Source organism: Arthrobacter sp. P1_B9 (assembly GCF_056406495.1).
Window position 1 is genome coordinate 56,021 of record NZ_JBFUAA010000001.1, and the last position, 15,791, is coordinate 71,811.

At 67.4% G+C, this 15,791-nt stretch carries 14 protein-coding genes; 10 read left to right on the forward strand and 4 right to left on the reverse strand.

Features of this window, described 5'->3' with window-relative positions:
• Nucleotides 1-133: 133 nt before the first annotated feature.
• On the forward strand, nucleotides 134-1,051 hold the full coding sequence (locus tag AC1D1A_RS00230) for a diacylglycerol/lipid kinase family protein (RefSeq protein WP_476946867.1): 918 nt from the start codon (nucleotides 134-136) through the stop codon (nucleotides 1,049-1,051).
• A gap of 61 nt (nucleotides 1,052-1,112) precedes the next feature.
• Here AC1D1A_RS00230 and AC1D1A_RS00235 read toward each other — a convergent pair whose 3' ends face one another.
• A complete protein-coding gene (locus AC1D1A_RS00235; protein ID WP_476856673.1) occupies nucleotides 1,113-1,541 on the reverse strand; it encodes a hypothetical protein in 429 nt (142 codons plus the stop codon).
• Nucleotides 1,542-1,633: 92 nt separating this feature from the next.
• On the opposite strand from AC1D1A_RS00235, the gene AC1D1A_RS00240 reads away from it, so the two are divergent.
• Nucleotides 1,634-2,404 carry a helix-turn-helix transcriptional regulator gene (locus AC1D1A_RS00240; RefSeq protein WP_476946868.1) on the forward strand — a complete coding sequence of 257 codons (771 nt, stop codon included), beginning with the start codon at nucleotides 1,634-1,636 and terminating at the stop codon, nucleotides 2,402-2,404.
• Here the strand turns inward: AC1D1A_RS00240 and AC1D1A_RS00245 are convergent.
• Nucleotides 2,346-3,347 carry a DMT family transporter gene (locus AC1D1A_RS00245; protein WP_476848775.1) on the reverse strand — a complete coding sequence of 334 codons (1,002 nt, stop codon included), beginning with the start codon at nucleotides 3,345-3,347 and terminating at the stop codon, nucleotides 2,346-2,348. The genes AC1D1A_RS00240 and AC1D1A_RS00245 overlap by 59 nt on opposite strands.
• Before the next feature lie 151 nt (nucleotides 3,348-3,498).
• Here AC1D1A_RS00245 and AC1D1A_RS00250 point away from each other — a divergent pair, with 151 nt between their 5' ends.
• Complete coding sequence (locus AC1D1A_RS00250) at nucleotides 3,499-4,740, forward strand: cysteine desulfurase family protein (RefSeq protein WP_230009524.1); 1,242 nt, start codon at nucleotides 3,499-3,501, stop codon at nucleotides 4,738-4,740.
• 8 nt (nucleotides 4,741-4,748) lie between these two features.
• On the opposite strand, the gene AC1D1A_RS00255 is transcribed toward AC1D1A_RS00250, so the two are convergent.
• On the reverse strand, nucleotides 4,749-5,987 hold the full coding sequence (locus AC1D1A_RS00255; protein WP_476946869.1) for an NAD(P)/FAD-dependent oxidoreductase: 1,239 nt from the start codon (nucleotides 5,985-5,987) through the stop codon (nucleotides 4,749-4,751).
• Between the two features lie 282 nt (nucleotides 5,988-6,269).
• Between AC1D1A_RS00255 and mnmA the strand changes: the two genes are divergently transcribed.
• The 7 genes from mnmA to AC1D1A_RS00290 all read left to right on the forward strand — a co-directional run bounded on the left by mnmA (nucleotide 6,270) and on the right by AC1D1A_RS00290 (nucleotide 14,929).
• The gene (gene mnmA, locus AC1D1A_RS00260) at nucleotides 6,270-7,382 is read left to right on the forward strand and encodes a tRNA 2-thiouridine(34) synthase MnmA (RefSeq protein WP_476871330.1); all 1,113 of its coding nucleotides are present in this window, start codon (nucleotides 6,270-6,272) and stop codon (nucleotides 7,380-7,382) included.
• A gap of 318 nt (nucleotides 7,383-7,700) precedes the next feature.
• The gene (locus tag AC1D1A_RS00265; protein WP_476856679.1) at nucleotides 7,701-9,329 is read left to right on the forward strand and encodes an ABC transporter substrate-binding protein; all 1,629 of its coding nucleotides are present in this window, start codon (nucleotides 7,701-7,703) and stop codon (nucleotides 9,327-9,329) included.
• Between the two features lie 135 nt (nucleotides 9,330-9,464).
• The gene (locus tag AC1D1A_RS00270; protein ID WP_028275995.1) at nucleotides 9,465-10,556 is read left to right on the forward strand and encodes an ABC transporter permease; all 1,092 of its coding nucleotides are present in this window, start codon (nucleotides 9,465-9,467) and stop codon (nucleotides 10,554-10,556) included.
• Between the two features lie 2 nt (nucleotides 10,557-10,558).
• Nucleotides 10,559-11,572, forward strand: a complete 1,014-nt coding sequence (locus AC1D1A_RS00275) for an ABC transporter permease (protein WP_476946870.1) — start codon at nucleotides 10,559-10,561, stop codon at nucleotides 11,570-11,572.
• Nucleotides 11,569-13,272 carry an ABC transporter ATP-binding protein gene (locus AC1D1A_RS00280; protein ID WP_476946871.1) on the forward strand — a complete coding sequence of 568 codons (1,704 nt, stop codon included), beginning with the start codon at nucleotides 11,569-11,571 and terminating at the stop codon, nucleotides 13,270-13,272. The genes AC1D1A_RS00275 and AC1D1A_RS00280 overlap by 4 nt, the downstream gene beginning before the upstream one ends.
• 194 nt (nucleotides 13,273-13,466) lie before the next feature.
• On the forward strand, nucleotides 13,467-13,883 hold the full coding sequence (locus AC1D1A_RS00285; RefSeq protein ID WP_230011813.1) for a chorismate mutase: 417 nt from the start codon (nucleotides 13,467-13,469) through the stop codon (nucleotides 13,881-13,883).
• A gap of 2 nt (nucleotides 13,884-13,885) precedes the next feature.
• Nucleotides 13,886-14,929, forward strand: a complete 1,044-nt coding sequence (locus tag AC1D1A_RS00290) for a uroporphyrinogen decarboxylase/cobalamine-independent methonine synthase family protein (protein WP_476946872.1) — start codon at nucleotides 13,886-13,888, stop codon at nucleotides 14,927-14,929.
• 76 nt (nucleotides 14,930-15,005) lie between these two features.
• Here AC1D1A_RS00290 and AC1D1A_RS00295 read toward each other — a convergent pair whose 3' ends face one another.
• Nucleotides 15,006-15,728, reverse strand: coding sequence for a DUF4166 domain-containing protein (locus AC1D1A_RS00295; RefSeq protein ID WP_476858883.1), 723 nt, complete (start codon nucleotides 15,726-15,728; stop codon nucleotides 15,006-15,008).
• Nucleotides 15,729-15,791 lie beyond the last annotated feature (63 nt).

A 15,791-nucleotide genomic window follows, 5' to 3' on the forward strand; every position in this document is an offset into this window, starting at 1 on the left:
CCTTTTCGTTGATGGTGCCGGCGGTGGGAATGCCGGACCGTTCGTGGGCGTCCGGCGTGCCCAGTTTAACCGGCTGGAGGAATAACGACTGCGTGCACAGGGATGGTTCCCGGCGGCTGGCATAATTCAGCGCATGCTGATCGCCGTCGCCGTCAACCCGCGCGCATCCTTTGGCCGGGCGCGGCACGCCGGGAAGGACGCGGCGGCGTATTTCCGTGCAGCCGGGGCGGAGGTCCTGCTGCTGTGCGCGGACAGTTATGCCGGGCTCGCGCAGGCAGTTGAGGATGCGCTGGAGTCGGGCGTGGATGCCCTCGTGGTAGTGGGCGGCGACGGCATGGTCCACCTCGGGCTTAACGCGATAGCAGGTGCAGGTGCCGGAGCAGGTGCCGGTGCCCGCCGGCGGGTTCCGCTGGGCATCATTCCCGCCGGGACGGGCAACGACACGGCCCGTTCGCTGGGCCTGCCGCTGCACGACCTCCCGGCGGCCTGTGAACGGGCCCTGGAGTCTTTGGCCTGCGGCGGCCGGATGATTGACGCCGGCAGGATCACCGCCGGAGGATCCTCCCGCTTGTTTGCGGGCGTGGTCTCGGCCGGGTTCGATGCCGCAGTCAATGAGCGGGCCAATGACTGGCGCTGGCCGCGCGGCAAGATCCGCTACCAGCTCGCCATGCTGCGGGAACTGGCGTCGTTCCGGGCCATCGATTACACGGTGACTGCCGACGGCGAGAAGTGGCAGCAGGGCGCCATGCTGATTTCCGTCGCCAACGGCCAGTCGATCGGCGGCGGGATGAGGATCGTCCCGGGAGCCGCCCTTGATGACGGCTACCTGGACCTCTTCATTGTCAACCGGCTGTCCCGGACCCGGCTGCTGGCCGTGTTTCCCAAGGTCTTTGCCGGCAAGCACGTGGGCCACCCCGCCGTGCAGCTTCGCCGGGTCCGCACCGTGGAACTGTCTGCCGGCAATATCGTGGCCTACGCCGACGGCGAGCGGATCGGGGCGCTCCCGATGACCATTGAGGTCGTTCCGCGGGCCGTCTGCGTCCTGGCGTAGTGGCGTGGCCCGGCGTCTTCGCCCAGCTGCCGGGACCAGTTGCCGGGACCCGCCGTCTGGCCTAGCTGCCTGGCGTCGCGGCCGGCACGGCCTTGCGCGGGGACAGCCTGTTCAGCGCCAGGGCACCCACGAGCAGCCCGAAGTCACGCAGAGCGACATCGTAGAAGCCGCCGAGGACGATCAGGTTGATGATGATGCCCAGCAGCCAGGCGGCCACGAGCACCGATCCGAAGCGCGGGCGCAGCGCCACCGCCACGCCGGCGACGATTTCCACCACGCCAACGATGTACATGATCGTCTGGGCCGGTAGCGGGACCACCTGGGTCACCACGGGCGCCAGGTACATCGTCCAGTCGGTCAAGAGGTTCGTGAACTTGTCCAGGCCGAACAGGATCGGCGCAACCGTAAAGACGGTCCGCAGCAGCAGGAAGGCCTGACGGTCCGCCGTGAGCTGCTGTGCGGGATTGGCGAGGGCTGGGGAAACTTTCATGGCACTGCTCCTTCTAAAAATAGATATCTCGATTTTAGAGGGCCCCGCAGCAATTAAGCAATGATTCTTGTTTTTAGAGATATTCTTGTGTCATGACCAAGCTTCCGTGGAACCACAGGCTGGCGGCGGTCGCGTCGCTGGGAGACGAGAGCCGCAGGAGGCTGTTTGACTTCGTCGCCTCAGCGGCAGATGCCGTTGGCCGGGACGATGCCGCGCAGGCCGTGGGCCTGGCGCGGAGCACTGCCTCGTTCCATCTGGACCGGCTCGTGAAAGACGGGCTGCTGGCCGTGGAGTTCCGCAAGCTCGGAGGGCGGGAGGGCCCGGGGTCCGGCCGGCCCGCCAAGCTGTACCGGGCCGCCGTGGATGAGGTCGCGGCCTCGGTGCCCGATCGCCACTATGATCTCGCCGCCGAGCTGCTGGTGTCCGCGATCGAGGACGCAACCAGCGGCGGCGGTTCGCCGCGGGAGGCCCTGCTTCGGGCTGCCCGCGCGAGGGGGCAGTCGGCGGGTGAGTCGGCAGCCCGCGCAGCCGGCCGCGAGCCGGCGGGGGCCACCGGGGCGGAGCCTGCGGACTCCGCCGGCAGCCCCGATGGCGCCGGCCCGTTCGAGGACTTCCTGGCGGGGCAGGGCTATTGCCCGGCGGACGACGGCGGCGGGGGACTGGTGCTGCTGAACTGCCCGTTCCATCGCCTCGCCGCCGGGCACGCAGACGTGGTGTGTGCCATGAACGGAGCCTTTCTCGGCGGGGCCTCAATGGCCCTGGGGATCGAACCGGGCCGGATCGAAGCCCTCGCCATCGAAGATCTCAGGGAGCAGGGCGGCGCGCGGCCCGGGCAGTGCTGTGCCCGTATTCTTCCATCGTGACCGGACTGCCTGCGTGAGCCTGCCCGCCTGCAGCGGCGGCGGGCGGCCCGGCTTGGGCCCTGCCGGCGGGGTGGCCGGCGTTGCGGGCCTGGCCCTTGATTCCGGTCAGCAGCACGCCGGCGATCACCAGGAGGCCGCCTGCGATCTGCACGAGGGTGAGCGGGGTCCCGAACAGCACGGTGATGATCGCGGTGAAGACCACCATCAGGTTGAGGTAGTTTCCGGCGGTCCCGGACGGGGTGGTTTTCAGCGCCAGGTTCCAGAGGAGATAGGAACCAAGGGACGGGAACAGGGCGATATACGCCATCGACCAGCCTTCGGCCGCGGTATCGGGAAACCGCACGTTCATGGCGAGAGCAAACGGCGCCAGAGTCACGGTTGCGATCACCACCTGCACCGCTGTGGCCGCGACGGGCGGCACATCCAGCCGGCGGGCAACGATGGTGTAGAAGCCCCAGACGATGATCGCGCCAATCATCATGAGCTCACCGGTGTTGATGGCGAGGCTGACCACGCGGGCCAGCTCGCCCTGGGTCAGGACCAGCAGCACACCCAGCAGGCCAAGGCAGATGCCGAGCCAGCCCAGCCGTGTGGTCTTCTCACCGAGCAGGACGATCGCCATGACCACAATGAGGGCCGGGTTTGCGGCCGTCACCAGCGAGGCGTTCATCGCGGACGTGAATCCGAGCGCGCCGTAGAGCAGCAGTGTGTAGCCGCTCATGCCCAGGACACTCAGCAGCAGAAGCACGGGCCAGCGGCGCAGCACCGCGCCCCAGTCGGGCCGTTCAATGAGGTGGGCCAGGATCAGCAGCGGCACGGCGGCCAGGCTCCAGCGCCAGAAGGTCAGGTCCAGCGGTGTCATTGAGGCTCTGGCGGTCTGTCCGACGACGAAATTGCCGGACCAGAACAAGGTGGCCAGCACAAGGCAGAGTGGCGCTTTCACCGCTTGAATGTACACCAGCCCCGGGTGCTTCACTGTGCCCTTCACTGTGCCTCCGGCCGGTGCCTTCGCCCTGACACTGTGCCTCTGCCCTGAGACTGTGCCTTCGCCCTGGCACCGCGGCAGCCCGGGCGCGCGCAGGTAGAATTGGGCTGTGCCTGTCTACCTCGATCACGCCGCCACCACCACCCTCGCCCCGGAAGCGCTGGCCGCGCTGACGCGCGAACTGGCCCGGACCGGCAACCCGTCCTCGCTGCATGGATCGGGCCGCCGTGCCCGGCGCTCCGTGGAGGACGCGCGGGAAGTACTCGCGGCGGCCGCCGGCGCCCATCCCTCGGAGGTCATCTTCACCTCCGGCGGGACCGAGGCGGACAACCTGGCGGTCAAGGGCCTGTACTGGGCCCGCCGTGCCGAGGACCCGGCGCGGACCCGCATCCTCTGTTCCGCCGTCGAACACCACGCGGTGCTGGACACCGTCGAATGGCTCGAACGGCATGAAGGCGCTGACGTGTGCTGGCTCCCCGTGGATGAGGCGGGCGTCGTGGACCTGGCCGTGCTCGAAGCCGAGCTGTCCCGGGATCCGGGCTCGATCGCACTGGTGAGCGTCATGTGGGCCAACAACGAGGTCGGCACCATCCAGCCCGTCGCCCGGGTTGTGGAACTGGCACACGCCGCCGGCGTACCCGTCCACTCCGACGCCGTCCAGGCCTTCGGCTCCCTGCCCGTTGACTTCCGCGGGACGGGCCTGGACGCCATGTCCGTCTCCGGGCACAAGATCGGCGGACCGGTCGGTGTGGGCGCGCTGATCCTGGGCCGGGCGGTGAAGCTGACCCCGGTGCAGCACGGCGGCGGGCAGGAACGCGACGTCCGCTCCGGGACGCTGGACACCGCCTCGATCGCCGCGTTTGCCGCGGCCGCCGAGGCCGTTGCCGCGAAACTCCCCGAGGAAGCCGCCAGGATCGCGGCCCTTCGGGACCGGCTGATTGAGGGGGTCCGTGCGGCCGTCCCCGAAGCCGTCCTGCGGGGCGCCCCGGGCCCCGGGCGGTTGCCGGGCAATGCGCATTTCACGTTCCCCGGCTGCGAAGGGGACTCGCTGCTGTTCCTGCTGGACCTCGCCGGCGTCGAATCCTCCACTGGCTCCGCCTGCACCGCCGGTGTTCCGAGGCCCTCCCATGTGCTGCTGGCGATGGGCCTGGACGAGGACACGGCGAGGGGGGCGCAGCGATTTACGCTCGGGCATTCCTCAACCGACGCCGACGTCGATGCCCTGCTCGCGGCGTTGCCGGGCGCCTACGCGCGGGGCCGCCAGGCCGGCATGGCCGGGCATGAGTCCAGCATCCAGACCGCCGGAACGGTCGCGCGCGAGGCCGCCCGTCAGGCTTCCGGCAGGAGCTGATCCAGGAGCTAATCCAGGAGCTGATCCAGGGGTACCGAGGAGTCGGCAAGCAGGTCCGGGCTCACGGCGGTGCGGGCGTTGATGAGCGCCTTGATCGCCTTCTGCGGCTTGGCGGCGCGGGGCCAGTTGACATTCATTCCGGCGATCACCTGGCCCTCGCGCTGCCAGAAGGCAATGAACTCCTTGTCCGCAAGCGAGCCGCGGATGACCGGCGGGCCGGCAACGAGCGTCGGGAAGCCCGAGTACTCCATGCTGACGTCGTACTGGTCCGTGTAGAAGTACGGGATGGTCTCCAGCGTGGCGTCGAGGCCGAGCATCGCCTTGGCTGCCACCTTGCCGCCATTCAGGGCATTGGACCAGTGCTCGCTGCGGTGGTGTTCCCCGGTGAACGGGTGCAGGGCGTTGGCGACGTCGCCTGCGGCGAAGATCCCGGGCGCCGAGGTCCGCAGCGACGCGTCGGTGAGGATGCCGTTGCGGATCCCGAGCCCGGCCGCCTCGGCCAACCCGACCTCCGGCACAACGCCGACGGCGATGACCACGAGGTCGGCGGGCAGGACTTCGCCCGAGTCGGTGACCACTGCCGTCGCCCGACCAAACCACCCCTGAATCTCGGCAGCGGACGCCGGAAGCCTGAACCGTACCCCGTGGGCTTCGTGCAGCCGGCGGAAGAAACCGCCCAGGTCCGGGCCAATCGCCGCGCCCAGCGGCACGTCCTCCAGCCCCATCAGGGTGACGGTGTTTCCAAAGGTGCTGGCGGCAGCGGCCAGTTCCATCCCGATCCAGCCGGACCCGACCATGACCACGTGCAAGCCGCCGCCGGCAAGGCGGGCGTGCAGGCGCCGGCTGTCCTCGACCGTCCGGAACGTGCTGACGCCCTCGAGCCCGCTGCCGGGCAGCGGGATGGTCCTGGGCCGCGCTCCCGTGGCAAGCAGGAGCGAGCCGTACTCCAGCCGCCGCCCGTCATCCAGAACCACAGCCCGGGCAGCCGGGTCCAGCGCCGTGACCTGGACGCCGAGCCGGAGGTCGACGTCGTTCGCGTCGTACCAGTCCTCGGGCACCACAGGGAGGGCGTCGTCGCCGGCCTTGCCCAGCAGGTACTCCTTGGACAGCGGCGGGCGCAGGTACGGCTGGTGGGACTCGGCGGCCACCAGCACCACCGGACCGCTGAAGCCCTCCGCCCGCAATGTTTTGGCGGCGGTGGCGCCGGCCAGCCCGCCGCCCACGATCACGATGTTCCCGACAGCCATGTCCGCTCGATTCCCGCGTCGGCGCTCTTCCGTTTTCTAAAACCGCTTGTCCTGACGCTAGAACGGGGAGGCGGTCCCGTCAAGGCCTTTTGGGGAGGATTCGGCGTGGCGATAGAATGGCGGGGCAGGCATTGTGCTATTTCCGGGGGCCAGCAGTAGCACTGCGGTTCAACCCAGCAGTGAAAGCCCGGCAGTAGCCCAGCAGTAAAAGCCCAGCAGCACCGCAGCTGCGAACAGCAGCCCCGGAGCCTGTGACCCCCCCGAACCCTAGAGAAAGCCAGTATGCGAGTTCTTGCAGCCATGAGTGGCGGCGTCGATTCCGCCGTTGCCGCCGCCCGCGCCGTCGAGGCGGGGCACGACGTCGTCGGCGTCCACCTCGCGCTGTCCCGGATGCCGGGCACCCTGCGAACCGGCAGCCGCGGCTGCTGCACCATCGAGGACTCCCGCGACGCCTGGCGTGCGTGCGACATCCTCGGGATCCCGTACTACGTCTGGGACTTTTCCGAACGGTTCAAGGAAGATGTCGTCCAGGACTTCATCGATGAGTACGCCGCAGGCCGCACCCCCAATCCCTGCATGCGCTGCAACGAGCGGATCAAATTCGCCGCCCTGCTGGAGAAGGCCATCGCCCTGGGCTTCGATGCCGTATGCACCGGCCACTACGCGAAGGTCATCACGGACGCCGACGGCAACCCCGAACTGCACCGCGCTGCGGACTGGGCCAAGGACCAGAGCTATGTGCTGGGGGTGCTGACCCACGAACAGCTCAAACACTCGATGTTCCCGCTGGCCGAGACGCCGTCCAAGGCCGAGGTCCGCGCGGAGGCGGAGCGCCGCGGCCTCTCCGTGGCGAACAAGCCGGACAGCCACGACATCTGTTTCATTCCCGACGGCGACACCGCCGGCTGGCTCGCCGAGAAGATTGAAATGACCACGGGGGACATCGTGGACGAATCCGGCGCCAAGGTCGGCGAGCACCCGGGCGCCAACGCTTTCACCGTGGGCCAGCGCCGCGGGCTGAAGCTCGGCACCCCGGCCGCGGACGGCAAGCCGAGGTTCGTGCTGGAGATCCGGCCCAAGGAGAACAAGGTGGTGGTGGGCCCGGAGGCCCTGCTCGCCATCGACGAAATCCGAGGCATCAAGGTCTCCTGGGCGGGGCTGCCCATCGCCGAGGTGGCGAGCCGCGAAGAGTTTGACTGCTACGCCCAGGTCCGCGCCCACGGCGACCCCGTCCCTGCCCGCGCGCATATGGCGGACGACGAGCTTTTGGTCACGCTCACCGAGCCGCTGCGCGGCGTGGCCCCCGGCCAGACGGTGGTGCTCTACCAGGGCAGCCGCGTGCTCGGCCAGGCCACGATCGATGCCGCGCGCTCGCTGCAGCGGGCCGCGCTCTAGCTGCCCGCCCCACCGACTCCAGCGAAGGGTCCCGCCAGTTGGCGGGGCCCTTCGTCGTCTGTACCCTCCGTCGTCGTCAGACTACCCGGCCGTCCACGGCGCCCGGATGCGCAGGACCCTGCCGAAGATCCGGGCGGAATCCTGCAGAAAATGAGAGAAACCTTCGAATCGTGTAAATTTTGTGTCTCAACTCACAAAATGCAACGTTTCACCGAATGATCGTCTGGTTGAATCTAGGAATCAGCAAAGCGTGCCGCCCGACGAGTCAGTCGTTTCACTTCGGGCTGCGCTAGAACGCATCGAACAGAAAGTTCACAGATGGCAATGAACAAAAAGGCCTGGCACAGCGTCATCGCGCTGGCCGGGGTTTCCGCCTTTGCACTGACGGCCTGCACAGGGCCGACCGGGGGCGCTGGCGGGTCATCAGCCGCAGCTAGCGGTCCGATCGCCTACGGCACCACGGACAAGGTCACTGCCTTGGATCCGGCGGGCGCGTATGACAACGGTTCGTTCATGGTGATGAACCAGATCTACTCCTTCCTCCTCAACTCGAAGCCCGGCAGCGCAGATCCCGTGCCCGACCTGGCAGAGTCCGCGTCCTTCACCTCGCCGAACGAGTACACGGTCAAGCTCAAGCCGGGCCTCAAGTGGGCCAACGGCCACACGCTCGACTCCAAGGACGTCAAGTTCTCCTTCGACCGGCAGACCAAGATCAACGATCCCGCCGGTCCCGCAAGCCTGCTGACCAACATCGAAAGCATCACCGCCCCCGATGCCAACACCGTGGTCTTCAAGCTGAAGCAGGCGAACGACCAGACCTTCGCTCAGATCCTCAGCAGCCCCGCCGCGCCGATCGTAGACGATGAAGTCTTCCCGGCCGACAAACTGCTTGACGACGACTCGATCGTCAAGGCCAAGGCGTTCTACGGCCAGTACGTGATCGACACGTACAAGAAGAACGAGCTGGTCAGCTTCAAGGCATTCCCTGACTACCAGGGGGTCCTCGGCAAGCCGGCCAACGACGCCGCCACGATCAAGTACTACGCCGACCCCACCAACATGAAGCTGGACATCCAGCAGGGCAACATCGACGTCGCGAACCGCAGCCTGAGCGCCACCGACGTCGATGACCTCAAGAAGGACTCCAAGGTCAAGGTCAACGTTGGCCCCGGCGGCGAAATCCGCTACATCACGTTCAACTTCGACACGATGCCGTTCGGTGCCAAGGCTGCCGACGCCGATCCGGCCAAGGCGCTCGCCGTCCGCCAGGCCATCGCGAACCTCGTTGACCGCCAGTCCATCGCGGACCAGGTCTACAAGGGCACCTACCTGCCGCTGTACTCCAACGTTCCCAACGGCTTCCTGGGCGCCAACGAATCGTTCAAGGACGCCTACGGCGACGCCGGCAAGCCGAGCCTGGACAAGGCCAAGAAGGTCCTCGCCGACGCCGGTGTGACGACCCCCGTCTCGATGAACCTTCAGTACAACCCGGACCACTACGGCAAGTCCTCCGGCGATGAGTACGCCATGATCAAGGACCAGCTGGAGAAGTCCGGTTTGTTCAAGGTCAACCTGCAGTCCACGGAATGGGTCACCTACAGCAAGGCCAGCCGCGCCGACGAATACCCGCTGTTCCAGTTTGGCTGGTTCCCCGACTTCAGTGACGCCGACAACTACCTGACCCCGTTCTTCCCGGAGGGCGGCTTCCTGAAGAACCACTACAACAACCCCACCGTCAACGACCTGATCAGCAAGCAGCTCACCACTGTCGATAAGACTGAACGCGAGTCCACGATCAAGGATGCGCAGAATGCCCTCGCCAAGGACATCTCCACGCTTCCGTTGCTCCAGGGCGCGCAGGTTGCCATTTCCGGCAGCGGTGTCAAGGGTGTCGATTCCACCCTCGATGCCTCCTTCAAGTTCCGTTTGGGAACTCTTTCCAAGTAAGGCTGCAGCCCTGCTGTCCTGACCAGCCTGCGAGGCGGGGCGCCCCTCGAGGCGCCCCGCCTTTGCTGGTCATTGCCGCATCCTGCAGTTCACGCCGGCCCGCCCAAGGCCGCGACAGCACAATCTTAGGTACCAATGACAACATTGACTGAGGCGCCGCTAAACGACGCCGACGGACTTCTTCCGTCCAAGAAAAAATCCTCGGGTGGGGGCTTGGGGACCTACATCCTGATCCGGTTCTTCCTGATCATTCCGACCATTTTCATTCTGGTGACTTTGGTCTTCTTCCTGATGCGGGTCATCGGCGACCCCATCACCGCAGCCCAGGGCGGCAGGCTTCCGCCGGAGGCGCTCGCGCAGCGCATCCACGACGCCGGCTACGACCGCCCGATCCTCGTGCAGTACCTCGAATACGTTGGCCAGGTGGCGACCGGCAACTTCGGCACCACCATCACCGACCGCCGCCCTGTGGTCGAAATGATCATCACGTTTGGCACGGCAACCCTGGAACTGGCCATCAATGCCCTCATCGTGGCGCTGTTGGTCGGCATCCCGCTCGGCCTGATTGCCGCCTACCGGCGCGACAAGGCCCCGGACGCATTCCTGCGGTTCTTCGCCATCCTCTGCTACGCGACCCCGGTGTTCTTCGCCGGCCTGCTGATGAAGCTGGCCTTCTCCGTCTGGCTGGGCTGGCTGCCCGTCGCAGGACGGGCCTCCACCAGGACCGAGCTGGCCATGGGAAGCCTGGCCGCACCGACCGGGATCTACTGGCTGGATGCCTTGCGCAGCGGCAACATGGCCGCGTTCGGCGATGTCGCGGCCCATTCAGTCCTCCCCGCACTCACCCTGGGGCTCTTGACGGCAGGGGTCTTCCTGCGGCTGGTCCGCACCAACGTCATCGGCACGCTCGGCAAGGATTACGTCGAGGCCGGCAGGTCCCGTGGCGTCAGTAATTACCGGCTCGTGACCAAGCATGCCTACAAGCCTGCCCTCATCCCGATCATCACTGTCATGGGGCTCCAGATTGCCCTCCTGCTCGGCGGCGCCGTCCTCACGGAGTCCACCTTCGAGTGGAAGGGCCTCGGCTACCAGCTGGTGCAATACCTGAACGCCCGCGACTTCGTCGCCGTCCAGGGAATCGTCGTGATGCTGGCGGTCATCGTTGCCGTCACGAACTTCATCGTGGACGTCGTCGCAGCCCTGATCGACCCGCGAGTGAGGTACTAGCCATGAATGCAACCAAAGTAAGCGGGCGCAAGCAGCCCCTCATCTACCGGCTGCCGGTGATCTCGCATTTCCGCTCGAGCGTCGGGCTGCAACGCGGCATGCTCGTCACGGGCATGGTGCTGGCCGCCGTCTTCCTGCTCGTCGCCGTGTTTGCGCCGTGGATCGCGCCCTACGGGTTTGCCCAGCTCAGCGACGCCGCCGGTCCCTTCCCGACACAGCAGCCCCCCAGCCCGGCCCACATCTGGGGCACCACGGTTGGTGGCTATGACGTCTATTCCCGGGTGCTCTGGGGTGCCCAGACGGCCGCCGTGGTGATCATCGTGGCCGTCGCGATGTCGATCTTCCTCGGCGTAGCCCTCGGCCTCGTCAGCGGCTACTTCGGCGGCTGGCTGGACCGGGTGTTCGTGGTGATCGCCGATGCGATCTACGCTTTCCCGTCACTGCTCCTGGCCATCGTGATGTCAATCGTCATCAGCCACGGGCAGTCCAGTTTCTGGGGAGGCATTGTTGCCTGCTCCATCTCCATCTCGGTGGTGTTCGTCCCGCAGTACTTCCGCGTCATCCGGGCCGAGACCATCCGGCTAAAGGCGGAGCCGTACGTCGAGTCAGCCAAGGTGGTGGGTGCCTCCAGCATTCGCATCATGGGCCGGCACATCTTCAAGAACGCAACCCGCACGCTGCCCTTGATTTTCACGCTGAACGCGTCCGAGGCCATCCTGACCCTGGCGGGCCTCGGCTTCCTGGGCTTCGGCATCGAACCGACCTCCGCCGCCGAGTGGGGGTACGACCTGAACAAGGCCATAGCAGATGCCTCCTCGGGCATCTGGTGGACCGGTGTCTACCCCGGTACAGCGATCGTCCTGACCGTGCTTGGGCTGACCCTCGTCGGTGAGAGCATCAACGACCTCAACGATCCCCGCCTGCGGGGCCGCAAGAAGGCTGTGGCAGGCAAGGGTGGACCGGACTCAACCGCCGGTGCCCAGGCTGCACTCGAAGCAGAATCGAGAGTTCTATGACCATCAACATCGACAAACCCGGCGCAGGCGCAGGCCCGGTCCTTGACATCGACCGCCTTAAAGTCACCTTCGCCACCGACGCCGGGGATGTGTATGCCGTCAAGGACGTCAGCCTCACTGTCAACCCCGGCGAGGTCGTGGCCATCGTTGGCGAATCGGGATCCGGCAAGACTGTGACGGCCAAGACCATCCTGGGACTGCTGCCGGAGACGGCCATCAGCCAGGGCGCGGTCCTGATCAACGGCAACAACGTCATCAGCGTCAGCGAGGCGAAACTGCGGGAGATCCGGGGCCGCGATGTGGCCATGGTGTTCCAGGAGCCATCCACCGCCCTTAACCCGGTCTTCACCGTGGGCTGGCAGATCGCCGAAGGAATCCGCGCACACGCCGGCTCTGGCGGCCGCAGCAAGGTCTCGGCCAAGGAAGCCAAAGCGCGGGCAATTGAAGCCCTCCGCAAAGTGGGCATCCCGGACCCGGAAACGCGGGTCAACTACTACCCGCACCAGTTCTCGGGCGGCCAGAAACAGCGCGTCGTGATTGCCGCAGCGCTGGCCCTGAACCCTGGCCTCATTGTGGCCGACGAGCCGACCACTGCCCTGGACGTCACCGTGCAGGCCGAGATCCTTGAACTGCTGCGGGACCTGCGCGACAACTACGGAACGTCCATCGTGCTGATTACGCACAATATGGGCGTTGTCGCCGACCTCGCCGACCGCGTCGTGGTCATGTACCAGGGCGACGTTGTGGAGGAGGCATCCTCACGGGTGCTCTTCGCCCAGCCCAGGGAGGACTACACCAAGAAGCTCCTCGCCGCCGTCCCGCACCTGGGCCGCAACTCCGCGTCGGAAGGCATGGTGGAACGCGCCCACCAGGGCGGCAAGGTGCTGGTCGAGGCAAAGAACCTGACCATCGAGTATCCGGGGCGGCTCGGCAGCCCGGCGTTCAAGGCCGTCGACGGCGTCAGCTTCACCGTGTCCGAAGGCGAAGTCTTCGGCCTCGTGGGGGAGTCCGGCTCCGGCAAAACCACCATCGGCCGGGCGATCGCCGGCCTGAACCGCACCACGGGCGGCAGCCTGAATGTGCTGGGCTACGAGATGCTGAACTTCAAGGAGCGCACCTTTAAGCCGCTCCGCAAGGAGATCGGCTTCGTTTTCCAGGACCCGGCGGCCTCGTTCAACCCGCAGCTGACCATCGGCGATTGCGTGGCGGAACCGCTGATCATCCACTCCAACCCGACCGCGGCCGAGGCACGCAAGAAGGTCGGGGAGCTGCTCGAGTCCGTGCAGCTGCCGGCGTCGTACGCTGACCGGTTCCCGCACGAACTCTCCGGCGGGCAGCGCCAGCGCGCCTCCCTGGCGCGGGCGCTCATCCTGAACCCGAAGCTGCTCATCGCCGACGAGCCGACCTCGGCCCTGGACGTGTCCGTGCAGGCCGTCGTGCTGGAGCTGTTCAAGGAGATCCAGCAGGAGTTCGGCTTCGCGTGCCTGTTCATCAGCCACGACCTCGCCGTGGTGGACATGCTCGCCCACTGGGTCGGCGTGCTCTACAAGGGCAAGATGGTGGAGCAGGGCCTCGGCAACCAGGTGATGGGCAACCCGCAGCACGACTACACGAAGAAACTCATCGCCTCCCTGCCTGTTCCGGACCCCGACGAGCAGGCCAGGCGCCGCGAGGCGTTCAAGGCCGTGCTCCACAGCTAACTGCCGGAACCGGGCACCTGCCCGATCCGGCGCGGCCCGATCCTGCGCCGGCCAGGGCTCCGGCAGGGCCACAGCCAAGGGGCATGCCCACCGTTCGCCACGAACGGTGAGCATGCCCCTTGGTGTCTCCGCAGGCGCCTGCAACGGTACTTAACAGCGGGAGGCATTGGCCGCCGAACCCCTAGACTGGGTCAATGACCGAGCAGAACCCCACTCTTCCCGAAACCGACTCCTACGACCCGGCGGCAAGCTCCCTGGCCGGTTCCGTGGATCCCGCGGTCATGGCGGAGCTGCTGTCGATCCGCTCCAGCATCGACAACATCGATGCCACCCTGGTCTTCCTCCTCGCCGAACGCTTCAAAGCCACCCAGAAGGTCGGCTTCCTCAAGGCCGCGCACCAACTTCCCGCCGGGGACCCGGGCCGTGAAACGGCGCAGATCGCCCGGCTGCGGCACCTCGCCGCCGAAGCCCACCTGGACCCGGCCTTCGCGGAGAAATTCCTGAACTTCATCATCGGCGAGGTCATCCGCCACCACGAGGCCATCGCCGAGGACCACCAGGCCGCCCAGGCCTCCGGCTCCGCGGACGCCGCCCGCGCCGCAGACGCCTAGCCATGGCAGTACCAGACGCGCCCGCACCGGGCCAAGTGACCGCGACCGCCCTTGGCCCCTGGCCGGGCGAGGACCCGGCCGAGGCCGCCCGCATCATCCGCGGTGAACTGGGCAGCCCGCACCTGCCGTTCCTCGCCGAGCTTCCCGACCGCGGCGTCGGCTCCGATGCCCTGGGCCGGACCGCCTCTTTGCTCGTGGAACTCGCCGTCGACGTCCAGCCGCATGGATGGCGGTTCGTGGACCGGCCCGGCAAGGACCTGCAGCGGGCCAAGTCGGCCCTGTCCACCGACATCAACATCATGGCGGACGTGATCGGCGTCGAGGAAGTGCCGTCGGACGATATCAAGATCCAGCTGCGCGGGCCGCTCAGCCTTGCCGCCGGGCTGCACCTGCACAACGGCGAGCGGGCCCTGATCGACTACGGTGCCCGCCGGGACATCGCGGACTCGCTCGCAGCGGGCGTGGAAGGCTACCTCAAGCGGGTGGCGGCGGCTGCCCCCGGTGCCCGGATCGTCGTCCAGATCGACGAACCTGAAATTGCGTCGGTGCTGGCCGGCACCATTCCCACCGCCAGCGGTTACCGGACCCTGCGTTCGGTGCCGGGCCGGGAAGTGACCGAGTCCTGGCAATTGGTGATCGACGCGCTACGGGCCGCGGGCGCCGTCGAAACCGTTGTGGCCGTCTCCGAGGTAGAGGCGCCGTTCGAGCGGATCCTGGCGGCAGGCGCGGATGGAATCGCTGTGCCGCTTCGGGCCCTGACCTCGCGCCAGTGGGAACAACTCGCGGGCGCGGTGGAGGCCGGCAAGCGGCTCTGGGCCGGCGCGCTGGACGTGGCTGATCCTGCCGCGTCACTGCCACGGGTCCGCGACGTCGTGGAAAACGTATGGCGCCCATGGCGGCAGCTGGGTCTGCCCGCGTCCACGCTGGGTGCGCTCCGGGTCACGCCGTCGGAGGGCCTGGCGCGGCACTCACCCGCCACTGCGGCGGCGGTCCTGACCCGGCTGACCCAGGTGGCGGACGGGCTCAACCAGCTCGCCCTCGGCTAGCGCGGCACCTTCGGCCGCCGGCGGCCCGGGGCGCAACCGTGCCCGCGGTGCCTCCGCTGTGCCCTGCTGGCCCTGGTCAGACCCTGCTTTCCCAGGCGTCCGGTCGGGCGTGCCCTGGCAGGTACCCCGGCGCCGCAATACCGCCGGGGTAGGGCTCGAGCCGGTAGTCGAAATGGCCGGCGTAGACCAGCACCAGCCCGAGCTGGGGCTGGATCACCTTGACCTGGATCCGGTGCCTGCCGCCGTCCTGCGGCTCCCACCACTGCTCGGCGTAGGCCTTGGCGTCGAGGGCCGCCGGCAGCGGAATCCGGAGCGGTCCCACGAACAGCCGCGACGCCTCGGACACGCCGCGCAGCCGGCCCTCCGGCGTGACGCTGAGATTGAGGTCGGTGACGAGCCGCCGGTACCGGCCCACGTAGTCCACGAGCCCGGGCCCGAGCCCGCCGTTATCGCGCCCGCCGTCATCAAAGCTGGTCGTGTCCTGGAACAGCCGGGTGGTGCCCGGGAAGAAGATTTCCCGGCGGGCCGTCAGGCTGGACCTGCCGAACGGGTCCAGGTGGGCGTGGTTCTCGATCCGGAAGCGGACGCCCTCGCCGTACTCGGGGAAGAAGGCCTGCTCGCCGGTGGTGAGCCGCAGCAGGGGACGCAGCCAGGCCTGCCGGCAGCCGACGACGTCGAACACCCCCTCGCCGACGCCGTAGTGGCCGGATCCCGGTGCCAAAGCAAAGTATTCTTGAAGCTCCGGCTGTAGTCGGGCAAAGTCGCTGCCCAGGGCTCGCTGGTAGATCGGGGTGTTCACGGGTTCCTCCTGCGGTCCGGGCCGGTTCACTGGGCCTTTCCACAGCATGCAGGACAACGCGGC